General features: G+C 33.9%; 9 protein-coding genes. 3 read left to right on the forward strand and 6 right to left on the reverse strand.

Features of this window, described 5'->3' with window-relative positions:
• Nucleotides 1-60: 60 nt before the first annotated feature.
• Nucleotides 61-1,041 (forward strand): helix-turn-helix transcriptional regulator, encoded by a 981-nt coding sequence (locus LJY17_RS10795; protein ID WP_264543833.1) that lies wholly within the window; start codon nt 61-63, stop codon nt 1,039-1,041.
• 27 nt (nt 1,042-1,068) lie between these two features.
• Here LJY17_RS10795 and LJY17_RS10800 read toward each other — a convergent pair whose 3' ends face one another.
• Nucleotides 1,069-1,557 (reverse strand): DinB family protein, encoded by a 489-nt coding sequence (locus LJY17_RS10800; RefSeq protein ID WP_264543834.1) that lies wholly within the window; start codon nt 1,555-1,557, stop codon nt 1,069-1,071.
• Nucleotides 1,558-1,694: 137 nt separating this feature from the next.
• Between LJY17_RS10800 and thiL the strand changes: the two genes are divergently transcribed.
• Complete coding sequence (gene thiL / locus LJY17_RS10805; protein WP_264543835.1) at nt 1,695-2,744, forward strand: thiamine-phosphate kinase; 1,050 nt, start codon at nt 1,695-1,697, stop codon at nt 2,742-2,744.
• Between the two features lie 82 nt (nt 2,745-2,826).
• Here the strand turns inward: thiL and trpS are convergent, their stop codons facing one another.
• Complete coding sequence (trpS, locus tag LJY17_RS10810) at nt 2,827-3,801, reverse strand: tryptophan--tRNA ligase (RefSeq protein WP_264543836.1); 975 nt, start codon at nt 3,799-3,801, stop codon at nt 2,827-2,829.
• A 74-nt stretch (nt 3,802-3,875) separates the two neighbouring features.
• Here trpS and LJY17_RS10815 point away from each other — a divergent pair, with 74 nt between their 5' ends.
• Entirely contained in the window at nt 3,876-4,628 is a 753-nt protein-coding gene (locus tag LJY17_RS10815) for a lysophospholipid acyltransferase family protein (RefSeq protein ID WP_264543837.1), read from the forward strand.
• A gap of 1 nt (nt 4,629) precedes the next feature.
• Here LJY17_RS10815 and LJY17_RS10820 read toward each other — a convergent pair whose 3' ends face one another.
• The 4 genes from LJY17_RS10820 to LJY17_RS10835 all read right to left on the reverse strand — a co-directional run bounded on the left by LJY17_RS10820 (nt 4,630) and on the right by LJY17_RS10835 (nt 15,887).
• A complete protein-coding gene (locus LJY17_RS10820) occupies nt 4,630-5,034 on the reverse strand; it encodes a hypothetical protein (RefSeq protein WP_264543838.1) in 405 nt (134 codons plus the stop codon).
• Nucleotides 5,035-5,121: 87 nt separating this feature from the next.
• A complete protein-coding gene (gene recA, locus LJY17_RS10825) occupies nt 5,122-6,126 on the reverse strand; it encodes a recombinase RecA (protein ID WP_073307748.1) in 1,005 nt (334 codons plus the stop codon).
• Between the two features lie 132 nt (nt 6,127-6,258).
• Nucleotides 6,259-9,750, reverse strand: coding sequence for a T9SS sorting signal type C domain-containing protein (locus tag LJY17_RS10830; RefSeq protein WP_264543839.1), 3,492 nt, complete (start codon nt 9,748-9,750; stop codon nt 6,259-6,261).
• Nucleotides 9,751-9,944: 194 nt separating this feature from the next.
• Nucleotides 9,945-15,887, reverse strand: a complete 5,943-nt coding sequence (locus LJY17_RS10835; protein ID WP_264543840.1) for an InlB B-repeat-containing protein — start codon at nt 15,885-15,887, stop codon at nt 9,945-9,947.
• Nucleotides 15,888-15,897 lie beyond the last annotated feature (10 nt).

A 15,897-nucleotide genomic window follows, 5' to 3' on the forward strand; every position in this document is an offset into this window, starting at 1 on the left:
TGCTTTTTTAGAAATATACATAAAACTATATCTTTGAAATAAAAGTTATACTCCTCATTCATGGATGATTCTCTTAATAAATTCGATCGAATAATTGCTATTCTAATCCAGTTGCAATCTAAAAAGATTGTAAGAGCACAGGATTTGGCCGATCGTTTTAATGTAAGCCTTAGAACCATTTACAGAGATGTGCGTACACTTGAAGCTTCGGGTGTCCCTATTTACAGCGAAGCAGGTATTGGTTATTCCTTAATGGATGGTTACCGTCTTCCGCCCATCATGTTTACAAGAGAAGAAGCCAGTAGTTTTATTGCTGCTGAAAAATTAATGCAAAAATTTACCGATGCTGCTTTAGACAAACACTATAAATCGGCGATGTATAAACTCAAAGCAGTATTAAAAAATAGCGACAAGGACTGGTTGGACACCATTGAGTCGAAAGTGATTATGCAATCCAATCAAAAGCTTTTCAATGAAAATGCGCCTAATGCGTTAACATTATTCTTTGAAAGTATTGCAGAAAGAAAGCAGACATTACTTTTGTACCAAACCTTCGATACCGAAGAAATCAACGAAAGAATTATAGAACCAGTAGGTATTTTTCATCAAAATAACTTTTGGTATGTCTTAGGTTATTGTCATTTACGGAAAGACTACCGTCAATTTCGTACCGACCGAATACAGCAAATCAAGAAAACTGATTTAGATTTTACAATCGAACACAAAACACTCGAGGAATTACTCCATAAAGAAAAATCAATTCATTCCTTAATCAAAGTACGTATTCTTGTAAATAAAAAAATAGCACGCTACCTCAACTGGGAACGCAAACAATACGGATTTGTTTCAGAAAAAAACATTGGCAATCAAGTCGAAATGACTTTCATGTGCTTTGACATTAAGGAAAGTTTCCCAAGGTGGTATTTAATGTTTGCAGATCATGCAGATATACTTGAACCAGACGAATTAAAAGATCGTGTTCTTGAATTACTAGAACTGAACACAAACAGATTACTTCAAAAAAAACAATCCCAAACTTAATAGTTTAGGATTATATCAACTTACTCATTATTGTCTTTCCCAGAAAAATGGTGGCTCTATATTTAATGCTCTCAAATACAAATAGCCCTGTCCGCGATGGTGTACTTCGTTATCAATAAAATAAAGAATGTTCTGGATAATCGGGAATTCATACTGTCCGAAAAGATTAAAAGTGTCGCTAAAATCCTCTAGCGACAATTGTTGCCAAAGCGTATCAATCTCTTTTGTGTCTTTGTCCCATTGTTCTAAATATTGAGATTTTGTTGTAAAACCCTGCGTTGAGCCTTCTGTAAAAGGTTGCACATCTCTGTTCACGATACCTCTTAAAGCTGGAGCTGCAATTGCTAAAAGTTCATCTGCCAGTTTTGCAAACGGACGCATTCCTCCAACCGAAAATTCAAAGAAATCTTTTTCAGGAAATAATTCGATTACACGTCTTGTTAATGCTCTGTGACCTTGCCAGTGTTTTAATAAATCTTCTTGACTGATTACCTGTGAAACTGCTTCTGTGTTCATTTTTTAAGTGTTTTAATGATTACTGAAACAAAATTAAGATGGGCAAGTGACAACAGTTTGTCAGTAGTAAAATCGAATTTTAAAAAATTTTAAGCCTAAAAAACTTTGTACCTTTGTCGTTCAGAAATTTGACAAACATGATAGAAGATAAAACACCACAAAGAACCAGCATTGCTCAATTGGGCGAATTCGGTTTGATTGACCATTTGACAAAACATTTCGAAATAAAAAACACCTCAACCCTGAAAGGAATTGGTGATGATGCTGCCGTTTTGGACTTCCAAAACAAAAAAACAATCGTTTCTACCGATTTACTAATTGAAGGTGTTCATTTTGATTTAGCTTACATGCCATTGAAGCATTTAGGTTATAAAGCGGTTGTGGTGAATGTTTCGGATATTTATGCCATGAACGCCAAAGCAACTCAAATTACGGTTTCGGTAGCTGTTTCAAATCGTTTTCCTTTAGAAGCACTGGAAGAATTGTACGAAGGAATCACTTTGGCAGCAAAACAATATAATGTAGATGTTGTTGGAGGTGATACAACCTCTTCACAAAAAGGACTAATACTTTCTATTACTGCTTTAGGAGAAGCCGATGCAGAAGATATTACTTACCGTAATGGAGCAAAACAAGGTGATTTATTAGTGGTTTCAGGAGATTTAGGAGCTGCATATATGGGATTACAGGTTTTGGAAAGAGAAAAACAAGTGTTTCAAGTCAACCCTAATAACCAACCTGATTTAGACAATTATACTTACTTAATTGAAAGACAACTTAAACCAGAAGCACGAAAAGATGTAGCAGAAATTTTAAAAGCATTGGATATTAAACCTACTGCGATGATTGACATTTCTGACGGATTATCTTCAGAAATCATGCACATCTGTAAACAATCTGGTGTTGGTTGTAATCTTTATGAAGACAAGCTTCCATTAGATCCTCAGTTTATTAATGTTTGCGAAGAGTTTAATATTGATTCAACTACTATTGCTTTAAACGGTGGAGAAGATTATGAGTTACTATTCACTATTAAAATAGACGACTTCGACAAAATAAAAGGAAATCCAAACTTCACCGTTATTGGTCACATGACTCAAGAAAACGAAGGTATTCATTTAGTAACTCGTGCCAATACTAAAATTGAGCTAAAAGCAAGGGGCTGGAACGCCTTGCAGGAAGAGTAAAACTTATAAAAGCAAAATCCCAAACATTCCTTCGACAAGCTAAGTGAATTGTTTGGGATTTTTTTATTAATTTGAAAGTCTTTTAGTAACCTAATTTAGTACGAACTCTTTTTAAAACTCCATCTGCAATTACAGATGCTTTTTGAGCTCCCTGATGCAACAATCCTTCTAATTCATCCAGATTGTTCATGTAATAATTGTAACGCTCTCTTTCTACAGCAAACTTTTCAATAATTAATTCGAACAAAGCTTGTTTAGCATGACCGTAACCAAAATCACGATTTACATTTTTATACTTCTCTTTCATTTCGGCAATTTGTTCTTCGTTAGCCAATAATTTAAAGATTGTAAATATTTTACAAGTATCAGGATTTTTAGGTTCTTCAAGTGGTGTGCTATCAGTTTCAATGCTCATTACCTGCTTGCGAAGTGCTTTATCATCAAGAAAAATATTGATAATATTGTTTCTAGATTTACTCATTTTTTCACCATCTGTCCCTGGAACTAACTTAGTATCTTCACTAGTCAAAGCTTCAGGTAAAACAAACGTTTCTCCCATTTGATGGTTAAAACGAGAAGCTACATCACGAGTAATCTCAAGATGTTGTAACTGATCTTTACCTACCGGTACCACTTCTGCATCATATAATAAAATATCAGCCGCCATAAGCATAGGATACGTAAACAAACCAGCATTTACATCTTCTAATCTATCTGCTTTATCTTTGAATGAATGCGCTAATGTTAAACGTTGAAAAGGAAAAAAACAACTCAAATACCATGACAACTCTGTAGTTTGAGGAACATCACTTTGGCGATAAAAAATAACTTTTTCAGGATCTAGTCCACAGGCAAGCCATACAGCAGCTGTGCTATTTGTGTTTCCTCTTAATGTCTCACCGTTTTTGATTTGTGTAATGGAATGTAAATCGGCGATAAAAAGAAACGATTCATTAGCTGGATTTTTCGCTATTTCAATTGCAGGTAAAATCGCTCCTAATAAATTCCCTAAATGTGGGGTTCCAGTACTTTGAATTCCTGTAAGTATTTTTGCCATTGTAAATTTTGTCTATTTTTAGCAAAGTTAATTCTTTTGTGAGATTTTTAAAGTGATTGTGTATTTTTGACACTATGAAAATAATAAAAATACCTTTTTGGATTCTTTGGCGTGTTTGGTTTTACATTTTAGTATTACTCCCTATCATTGTAATGTTTCCTTTTTTATTCCTTTCTTTTTTAAAAGAAAGTTGGTACCCTCATTTTTTTAAAATGGCCAGAATTTGGGCCAAAGTAATTTTATACGGAGCAGGGTTTTATCCAAAAACAGAAGCTGAAGAAGAAATTATTCCTCAAAAAAGTTATATGTTTATTGCCAACCATACCTCAATGGTTGACATTATGCTGATGTTAGTAACTGTAAAAAATCCTTTTGTGTTTGTAGGAAAAAAAGAATTGGTAAAAATCCCTCTTTTTGGATTCTTTTATAAACGAGCAGTAATTATGGTTGATCGAGACAGCCCAAAAAGCAGACAACAAGTATATGAGCGAGCTCAGAAAAGAATAAATCAAAAGCTAAGTATTTGCATTTTTCCTGAAGGAAAAGTTCCAGATGACGAAAGCATTATTCTAGATAGTTTTAAAACAGGAGCTTTTAATTTGGCCTTAGACCATAACCTCCCAATTGTTCCTATGATTTTCCCTGACAACAAAAGAAGATTTTCCTATACTTTTTTTAGCGGAAGTCCAGGAAAATTAAGAGTTAAAATTTTAAAATTCATAGAGACCAAAACAAAAGAGCATCATGATCGAAAAACAATTCGAGATGACGCTCATAAAATTATGTATGACGAATTAGTTCGTCTAGAAAAAGAAACCAACAAATAGTTTAAGGCACTACAGGAATCTCAGTTTCTTCATAAACATCGTTTCCGTTTGAATCCTCCCCTTTCCAGATTTTAAAAATGTAACTATCTTCTGTGGTAGGTTTAAATTTTAAAATTTCGGTTATAGGATTAACTGTTGCTGCTGTACAATTATCTTGTTCAAAAACACCGTTTATAACTGCAACTGTTCTTACATTTGATTTTTTGTCATAATAGAATCCATTAAAAAAATGACATGTGCTAGGTCTTACATAAGTAAAGGGCAACTCATAAATACTATCCTTTTTAAATTCAGAAGGTAATTGAACACTATTCACTGGTACATATTCATAATGAACTTCTGTATAGTCATCTTTTGAGCAACCAAAAGTGACAATTGCTAAAGCAAAAAACAATAACTTTTTCATAGTTTACTCATTTTAAAACACTAAGTTACATAAGCTATTTAAAAAACAAAAGCCTCAAAAGTTAAATTTGAGGCTTTCATATATTTATTAATTTTCGTTTTCTTTTATAAGTTGCTTAATTTTAAGTTCCAGTTCATCTGCTAATTCAGGATTATCTTTTATTAAAGCCTTAACTGCATCACGTCCTTGTCCTAATTTAGTATCTCCATAACTGAACCATGATCCAGCCTTTTTAATAATCTCAAATTCAACAGCTAAATCTAAAATCTCTCCAGTTTTTGAAACTCCTTCACCGTACATAATATCAAACTCTGCAGTTCTAAAAGGTGGTGCTACTTTATTTTTAACAACTTTTACTTTTGTTCTATTTCCTAAAACATTTTCACCATCCTTAATTTGAGATGAACGACGAATATCTAAACGTACCGAAGCGTAGAATTTTAAAGCGTTACCACCTGTAGTCGTTTCAGGGTTTCCAAACATTACACCAATCTTTTCACGCAACTGGTTAATAAAGAAAACTGTACAATGTGTTTTACTAATTGTTGCTGTTAATTTTCTTAAAGCCTGTGACATTAAACGTGCATGAAGACCCATTTTTGAATCTCCCATTTCACCTTCAATTTCACTTTTTGGAGTTAACGCTGCAACAGAGTCAATAACCACAATATCAATAGCTCCTGAACGAATTAAGTTTTCTGCAATTTCTAATGCTTGCTCTCCATTATCTGGCTGAGAAATAATTAAATTGTCAATATCTACTCCTAGTTTTTCGGCATAAAAACGATCAAAAGCATGTTCTGCATCAATAAAGGCAGCTATTCCTCCTGCCTTTTGAGCCTCGGCAATAGCGTGTAATGTTAATGTAGTTTTACCTGATGATTCTGGCCCAAAAATTTCGATAATTCTTCCTTTTGGATATCCATTTACACCTAAAGCCAAGTCTAATCCTAACGAACCTGAAGCAATTACTTCAACTTCTTCGATAGCTTTATCTCCCATTTTCATTACGGTTCCTTTACCGTATGCTTTGTCTAATTTATCTAAAGTAAGCTGTAGCGCTTTTAGTTTGGCTTCTTTTTCTGAACTCATTATTCCTAAATTTTAAATCGAATTATTTTTAGTAAAAATAGTTGTTTTTTATTTCATTAAAGTAACAAGTTTTCAACAAAAAAGAAAATCCCTCGTTTGAGGGATTTTCTTTTATTAAATAATTACAAAAGCTTAGTATATAACTTTTTTCGTAATTGATTTTCCATTTTCTAAAGTCACTTTTACAATAAGAGCTTGATTGCTTTTTTGTATTGAAGTATCTTCTGCCTTGTTAACTTTAACTTGTTTTTTACTTACTAAAGTTTGCCCTAAAACATTATAGATTTCATAAGTTTTAATTGATTCAACAAAAGAGTTGATAACAATACTATTATCTGAAACATAAATTTTCACACTATTATCTAAAACTTCAAACGGATCATTTCCTAATGTTTGATTTGTATAACGTAACACAAATCTATCTGTAAACTCTCCAATTGTACTTGTAAAGTGATATGGAGATGAACGTAAATCATAGATCATATTTGATAGTTTGTCTTCTAAATAAATCCCTTGACTGGCTTCTGTAAAGAACCCATCAACATCTTTAATAGCTATTGTATAATTACCATTAGATGGTATTTTTATAGCTAAAGGCACTTGATCGTTTTGATCAAAAGGTAAGCTTCTTCCCTGAATAATATTTCTATCATACCCTTCTAGTAATGAATAAATATCAAAAGTAGTTTTCAAATTAGCCTCTGCATCATACATTTGATCCTTACCGTTTGTAGCACCATCTACATAAGCAATAAGTGTTGAACTACTCGCTGTAGAAGAAACTAAATCAATCCAAATTCTACCTTGAGAAAGGGCGTTCACATTATTATTTGAGTTTCTGTAAAATTGATCGTTTCTGTACATTTTATTTCTCATACTGTTGTTAAAAATAACATTTGCTGATGTAGATGCACTTGTTGCAGACATTCTAGTGATAAAACCTTGGCCTGAGCCAATATAACCATCAAATACTCCAGGTATTGAAGGACCTGAAAGATTATAAGTTAAATAATCATTAGGGTCATAATTATATCCATAATTGTTATAAAACGGATCTGAAGCTGAAGTGTTAGGAGCAATACCATGCAACCAAATTTTAACAAAACCGTCTAAATTACTTGAGTTGGCGGTTAAAAATGCATTTGCAGATATTGCTGAAGGATATGGATTACCTAACAAGTTCCAATTATCGTCATCTTGTGCAGCATTAGTTGGAGAATACGGCGAAGGATAGGTTCCAACAGTATTATAAGTGCCTCGTGATATAGGCGTAGTAAGAACACCATTATTAGGCACTCCAACAAAAGTGGTAGTAAAGTTAACTGGCGAGTTCAATGGAGCATTGTTTAGACCTCTTTCAATATAGCCTTTACCAATAACCATTGTCTCTGTCCCATTTACCCAATTACCAAAATTACCAACTCCATTACCTACAACAGTAGGAATCCATTTGTAAAGACTATTATTATTTGAATAAGTAGATATATTGGCAGAATTAAAATTTGCAACAGGACTTGACCAATACACATAATCACGGAAATCGATAAATGCAGTTCTTTGCATATTAATGTTACCTGAATTTACACCTGAATTATTAACCTGAACTAAAGAACCATTATTCTCTATATTAATTGTGCCATTATTTGTCAAATTATTAACTATGGTAACAGAGTTACCACTTTTTATAGTCAATACATACCCATTATTTACCAATAAACTACAAGATTCAAAATTTCCATTTGTGGCCGTATTATAATTACCATCAATAATTGCAATCTTAGATGAGCTAGAAACTCCATTACTCCATGCAGTACCATTCCATGTAGTTGTAGGAGTAGTTACAGTAATTACATTAGAATAACTACTATTTCCACATGCAGCCACAGCGCTAATTCTATAATACAATGTGCTTTCTGTTGTACCACTTACATTAAAAGAGGTAACATTACCAACATTTAATCCAGAGTAACCCGCTATTATAGTTCCAGCTGTAAATGTATTTGATGTAGCTACATCGATAGTATAACTAGTTGCATAAGGAGACGCATTCCAATTTGCCGTAAAATCACCACAAGAAATAGCTGTTGCCGCAGTTGCTACCGGAGCAACTATTGCTAGAGTAGAATAACTAATTGGATTAGAATTACTACTTAGACCACAAGTGTAATTCGCTCTTAGTCTATAATAATAAGTAGTATTTGCTGTTAAGCCTGTAACAATATAACTTGTAACATTACCTACATTCAATCCATTATATCCTGACACGAAAGATGCGAAAGTCGAACTTGTAGAAACATCTAACAGATATGAACTTGCACCTACCATCGCACTCCAATTGGTTGTTATTTGTGAACAAGTTGCTCCTGATCCTGCATTTGCACTTGGCGAGGTAGTAGCTGTACCACCAGTAGTAGTAATGGCTATAGAGTTACTTGAAAACTTACATGCCGAAGTATTTGAAACGGCCGAAACCTGTCTTCTATAATATCTTACAATAGTAGTAGAAGTTGTAATTGCTGGAGGGGTATAATCTTCTGAAGTTGCACTTGCAATATCAGTAAAGGTAACATTATCTGTAGAAGACTGCCATTGAAATGCAATTGTAGGATTTACTGAAGAACCATTATACACAAATGAAGAACCATCAATAACTCCAGATTGACTTCCAGAACATACTATCGAATTAGAAGGTGCTGTTATTGAGTTTAAATTAGTGTTAAACGGAGTTAAACTAAATTCCGCTATATTCCCTCCTGAATTTTCATAAAAATCAAAAACCAAATCAGCACTTCCATCCAAATAAATTAACACATTGCTATATGTGGTCGCTACTTGCTGAATCCAAGAATTAAAAACCAAAACTCCATCATTATACAAACGAATTCCATCATCTCCCCTAATCGTTGCAATGTAACAACCAGCAGGTCTTGTAGATCGCATTTTATATCTAACAGCAAAAGTTTCCGTTTGCATATTTGTTCGTACCACACCATTAGAATATATTGGCAAGCAGTTATTATCACCTCCAAAACCTTCTACAATTGATTCCGATGGTATAGTATAATATCCAACATAACTAGCACTATCAAATGGCAATGTTGCTGCTGGTGCAGACGGAGAAGTACCCCCCGGAGGCGGAGAACCCAACCAGTTATAAACATGCCCAACCCAAGTATCCGTACCAAAATTATTTTGATTATCTTGGGTATTGCCTACATTAACTAATTGAATCGTTACTGAGACATTTGTTGTGTCTGAATTACTGCAAGATCCTCTAGATAGAACTAGTTTAATTTGTCCTGAATAAGTAGCTACCCAATTATTTATTGAAGTTCCAGCAGAACCAGACGCATTTGCAATATTAGAATTACTTGTTGCGTTATAGATATCTAATTTTTCGTTACTTCCAGAATATACATCACCAACAGAAAAGGTATAAGTAAAACCTTTTACAACATTAATTAAAGTGTAATTTTTGGAATTTACATTGTTAATTGTAATACTATTAGTTGGGTTTCCAACACAAAATGTTTGTGCACTACCATTAAGCGTATTACCCGTAGGGTAAACACATTGAGCATTGGTCGCCGAAAACAGCAACAATGCAAATAAAATCATTCTCATGACAAGTTAGGTTTAGTAAGATTCAGTTTAGCGGTGCAAAAATAGCAATAATCTATAAATCAAACTAATGAGAAACACTTAAAAAAGATTAAATTCAAGTTAATTTAAATAATTCCCTAACCGAGAAGAATTAATAAAAAATGGGGCTTTATAAAGCCCCATTTTAGCATAATATATTTTAGACTAAATCACTCTTAATGAAGGATTTTTTTAGTAAAAGACTTACCGTTTTTTAAAGTCACTTTTACTATAAGTGCTTGATTCGTTTTTTGTAATGAAGTTTCTTCTGCCTTGTTAACTTTAACTTGTTTTTTACTTACCAACATTTGTCCTAAAACATTGTAGATTTCATATGTTTTTATTGACTCTACCAATGAATTTATTACTATACTATTATCTGAAGTATAAACCTTTACACTATTATCTAAAACTTCAAAATGATCATTTCCTAATGTTTGATTTGTATAACGCAACACAAAACGATCTACAAATTCACCACTAGTACTTGTAAAGTGATATGGAGCTGAACGTAGGTCATGAATTGCATTTGATAGTTTATCTTCTAAATAAATAGACTGACTTGCATTATTAAAGAAACCATCTACATCTTTAATTCCAATAGTATAATTACCATTAGATGGTATTTTTACTGCCAACGGTACTTGATCGTTTTGATCAAAAGGCAAGCTTCTTCCTTGAATAATGTTTCTATCATACCCTTCTAATAATGAATAAATACTAAAATTAGCTTTTAAATTAGCATCTGCATCATACATTTGATCTTTACCATTTGTAGCCCCATTTACATAAGCAACAAGTGTTGAACTACTTGCTGTAGAAGAAACTAAATCAATCCAAATTCTACCCTGAGGAAGTACACTCACATTATTATTTGAGTTTCTGTAAAATTGATCGTTTCTGTACGTTTTACTTCTCATACTATTATTAAAAACAGCTGTTGCTGATGTAGAAATGCTTGTTGTCGACATTCTAGTTATGAAACCTTGTCCTGCTCCAATGTATCCATCAAATACCCCAGGAGTTGAAGGTCCTGAAAGGTTATATGTTAAATAATCGTTTGAATCATAATTGTAACTATAATTATTATAAAACGGGTCTGCAGCTGATGTGTTTGGAGCAATACCGTGTAACCAAATTTTAACAAACCCATCTAAATTGCTTGAATTAGCTGTTAAGAATGCATCTACTGATATTGAAGATGGATACGGATTTCCTAATAAATTCCAGTTATCATCATCTTGTGTAGCGTTTGTTGGAGAGTATGGTGAAGGATAAACTCCAACTGTGTTATATGTGCCTCTTGAAATAGAAGTTGTAATACTGCCATTATTTGGTACACCAGTAAATGTACTAGTAAAGTTCGTAGGTGAATTTAATGAAGCATTGTTAAGTCCTCTTTCAATGTATCCTTTCCCAAGTACCATTGTTTCTGTACCGTTTGTCCAATTACCAAAATCTCCAATTCCGTTACCAGGAACTGTTGGAATCCATTTATACAAATTACTATTGTTTGAGAAGGTAGATATATTTGCTGAATTAAAATTAGCAACAGGTGTTGACCAATAAACATAATCTCTATAATCTACAAAAGCAGTTCTTTGCATGTTAATAACACCAGTATTCACCCCTACATCATTAACCTGAACTAATGAACCATTGTTTTCTATGTTTAATGTACCACTGTTTGTAATATTATTAATAACAGCAACAAAATCCCCGCCTTTGATAGTTAATGTATAATTTGTATTCACAAACAAACTACAACATTCAAAATCACCATTAGCGGCTGTGTCATAATTCCCATCAATAACTGCAATTTTAGCAGTATCAGGCGCTCCTTTCGTCCAAATTGTACCATTCCAAACAGTTGAAGGTACAGAAACGAATACTGAATTAGAAGCTATATAACATGTAGCAGTATTTTCTCTTACTTGACAATAAAACTGATATCCATCTAAAGTTGCAACCGATGATATTACAAGATTAGCTGAAGTTGCTCCAGAATATATTCCTCCGTTAGTTACTGGAGTCCAAGTAGCTGTATTTGGAGCTACTACATACCATTGATATGCCAATGGATTTCCTCCTGAATATCCTTCATTTGCTGTAACACTCAAATTTGCTGAGGTTGTTGTACAACTTACAGAAATTGTTGGTTGTATAGTTATCACTGGAGTTGCCGCAACCGGAATATATGTTGCTATGTTTGAATAATCATCACTACAACTATCCCAATCTATAATTATCCAGTCATTTGCATTAAAAGTTGTAGAAGGCGCCGAAACAGTATTCTTTCTTTCGAAATCATAACCTCTGTCACCTAATCCTAAATCAGTAATCCAGAAACGCGTATCATCTGCAAATCCCCAAACATCTATTACCGCTCCTCCTTTTACTAATTTTACTAAATCATTATTATTAATTCCAGAATGAACTCCAGTTTGATTAGCTAAACTACCATTGCCTCCCGGAACGACACAAGCTGTACCAACTGTTGTGCCAAAAATAAATTTATCTCCAGGAGCTAATACCCCAGCTAATGATAAGTCAACATCTACTCCAGAAGCACCGTCATTTAAAGTACCATTGTAATTTGTAAATCTAACAGCATAATTTAATGCAGCCATATCAATAGAGCTTGATGTACCGTTATAAATTTCTACATAAGTTAAAGATCCTGAAGAAGCGTCTGTAACTTCAGAAATAAACAAATCTGTTATCAAAGATGAACTTTGACATGAAGTTATATCCTTATCTACAACCGTAAAAGCAATTGCAGCCGAAGAACACGGTTGAGCATCTGTCACAATTAAATTTCCAGTTGTTGCGCCAGTTGGTACTGTAACCACTAATTGAGTAGCCGAACTTGAAACAATTGTTCCAGCAACTCCATTAAAAGAAGCAGTAGCCGAAGTTAAATTACCTGTAGATGCTGTTATGGTTACTTGCGTCCCCACAGGACCTGATGCAGGCATTACAGACACAATTGTAACTGGTGTACATGATGGTGTAACTATAGTTTGTACATTTCCTAAAGCAATACCATTTTTAGTTCCTGCTGGGTTAATCGTCGCAACTAAATTACTGTTAGGTGACAAATCTACTTTTATTTTTCTTCCCACTACTGCAGTAGCCGATACGTCTGCTACTAATAGATATCTTTTCTCTGTTGTTAATCCTGTTTGCCCTACTAAAGTAAAGCTCATTGATGCACTCAAAGCAATACCAGCACCTGAAACTGAAGTTTCTGCACCATCAACAACTCCATTTGAATTTGCATCATAAAATATTCTAAAATTAGAAATATCTGTTGAAGCAACAGTTGAAGTAGCCGCTTTAGTCAATATTATGGAAGATACATCATAACTAGTTGCGCAAGCTGGAGTTGTAGTAACTCCCATAATTACAACATTATTTGTACCAGTATTAATATTTCCTGCTGCTGGGCTTCCTGTATTACTTATATTTAATGAACTTCCTGCAGTTACACCCACATTAAATCCAGAAGTCTCTGCAGTTGTATCAAATGCTAATACGCGAACATAATAAGTTGTTCCTGCAGTTAACACAATACTTATTGTTTCTGTCGAAGTAGCACCGTTTGAATTATCTATAAATGTTGTTGTTGTAGGACAACTTCCTGAAAACAACTCAATATCTATATCTCCTGTAAAACCTGAGACTGTAATGGCATGTGTACTTGAACAGGTTGCTGTAAAGGTATACCAACGATCTTTTTTAGTAAATGGTGCTGTTAATGTAGAACCTGTCATATCACCAGCCACAGGAGCTGCATTTACAATTAAAGTCGTTGCATTATTACATAAATCATTTATCATTGAAACTGTTGTAACATTTCCTGTCAATGGTAAATTTGTGTTATATGAAGTAATACAAGTTCCTGAATTATATGAAAAAATAAACACGTTATATGTTGTGCCTAATGTTAATCCTGAAACTGAAAATGAATTCCCATTTCCAACATAAGCTACAGTTCCATCACCAATAGAATTTCCAAGAGAATAAGTTACTCCATCAACAGGCAAATCTAAAGCAGATAATGTAGCATTTGTACTATAAACAACTAAATATCCACTAGGAACTGGTGAAGCAGCAGTATATGCACCATTAAAAGATGTCGATGTTACTGAAGAAAAGTTTAATAATGTAGCCTGAGCACTTGGCGTTGTACATGGAGACAAAGGTGCTCCACAAATAATTTTAACATTATCTATAAAAGCTCTTTTAGCTGTGGTTTCTATTTTTAAAGTAGGATTTAGAGGAATTCCTGTAAAATTTAATGTTTTAGTCTCAAAGCTACCAGCCATAACTGCCGTATAGCTGACAGTTTGAACACTACCTCCTAAAGTAACTTTTATATCCCCTTCTACAGTAGTCCAACCCTTAACATCAAAAACAACTGCTAAATTCCCCGATAAACCAGTCAAAGTCTTTGAAGTAATATAACCGGGAACACTTGAAGTACCTAATTTAACAGCCCCACCTGCGTTATAAGCGCTTGAGTTTGCAGCAGCAGGGAAATTAGTATTACCTGACCATAAAGTTCCAGAACCCCCAGTTGTAGTATTATCTCCTGCAAGAATACTTGCAAAATCTTCAGAAAAACATGGGGAAGTAAAAGTCACACTTATAGTATGCGTAGCTGTTACGTTATTAAAAGTATAAGATGTTATTGAACCTAAAGAAACGCCATCAACCAAAACGTCTTGAACCAAATAACCTGCATTAGGAGTAATTGTATAAGTTTGATTGCTCCCACAATTTACATTTGTAACACCATTAGGACTTATAGAACCATTAACACCTGCATTGGCACTAATTGCAAAAGTCTTTATAGTATAAACTGCAGTAATAGTATGATTAGCCGTTATGTTGGTAAATGAATATGGATTAGAATTTCCTACATTAGATCCGTCAACTACCCAATTAGTAAAATCATAACATGAAGTTGGTGAAGCCGTAAAGTCTAAATTACTACCGTTAGTAATTCCTGAACTTGTTCCTGGTGAGATTGTACCACCAGTGGCTTGTGTTACCGTAATTATGTTTCCAGAAGCAACTGGTGTCCATTGTGCATATAAAGTTATATCTGCAGAAAAATTATACGTTTGACCATCGGTATAAGATGTTCCACTTCCATTACTAGCAGTATTCCAACCATTAAAAGTAAAACCTGAATTCGTATATGTATTAGTTGTAAGATTTGCAGAACCACAAGAAGTTTGAGGTGACATACTTCCAGACCCACCATTTGCATTAAAAGTTACTGTGTGACTACTGGTACCTATTGAAGATGGCACTGCATTATAAGTTATTGCATCATCTACAAAAACATTGGAAACATTACTTGTACTATTTGTTCCAATAAAAGTTCCTGAATTAATCGACGCATTTGCCGACAATTGTGCTTCAGCCAAATCATCACCCACTAATGTTCCATTAATGTAAAGGTCAAATTTTTGTACCGCAACTGTTCGCGCAACACAATTATAAGTATAATTTATAGTTCCACTAGTTTTATTATTTCCAACAATTTCAATAGTATAGACAGTACCCGAACTAAACGTTGAAGTTGTCAAGCCTGCTGTACTCCAAGCACCTGCCGCTCTATTATTTAAAGTTATTGAACCTCCTGCTCCATAAGTGAATCGAAGTCCTGTAAAAACTTGAGCTCCCGAAAAATCATTTGCATCAGAATACATCCCGCCAGCTCCTTGATAAAAAGCCCAAGTTCCTGATGTTGCAGTATTATTTGCAGATGAATCCCCAAATAAAACTTTAAAGGATGTATAAAACTCTGTTCCACCAGTATATCCGACCCATGGAGAAAATTTAACAACCGCTGCACCTGTAGGTGCTACAGCCCTAACATAAGCTCCTGTCGTTCCTAATGGATTAGACGTTGTAACTAGATTTACTGAACCTCCATTTCCTCCTCTAGCCCATGTAGTGCCACTTGTTGGATTTGGAATCAATGTTGTATTCCCTGTAGTTGTGGTATTTGAGCCTGTACCTGTTCCAAAATTTTGTACAGAAGTCTGTCCCCATACTACAACGCTAAAAAGTAAAGAAAAAATAAGTAATTTAATTCTCATATATCTCTGT

This window comes from Flavobacterium hankyongi, assembly GCF_036840915.1.
GTDB lineage: Bacteria > Bacteroidota > Bacteroidia > Flavobacteriales > Flavobacteriaceae > Flavobacterium > Flavobacterium hankyongi.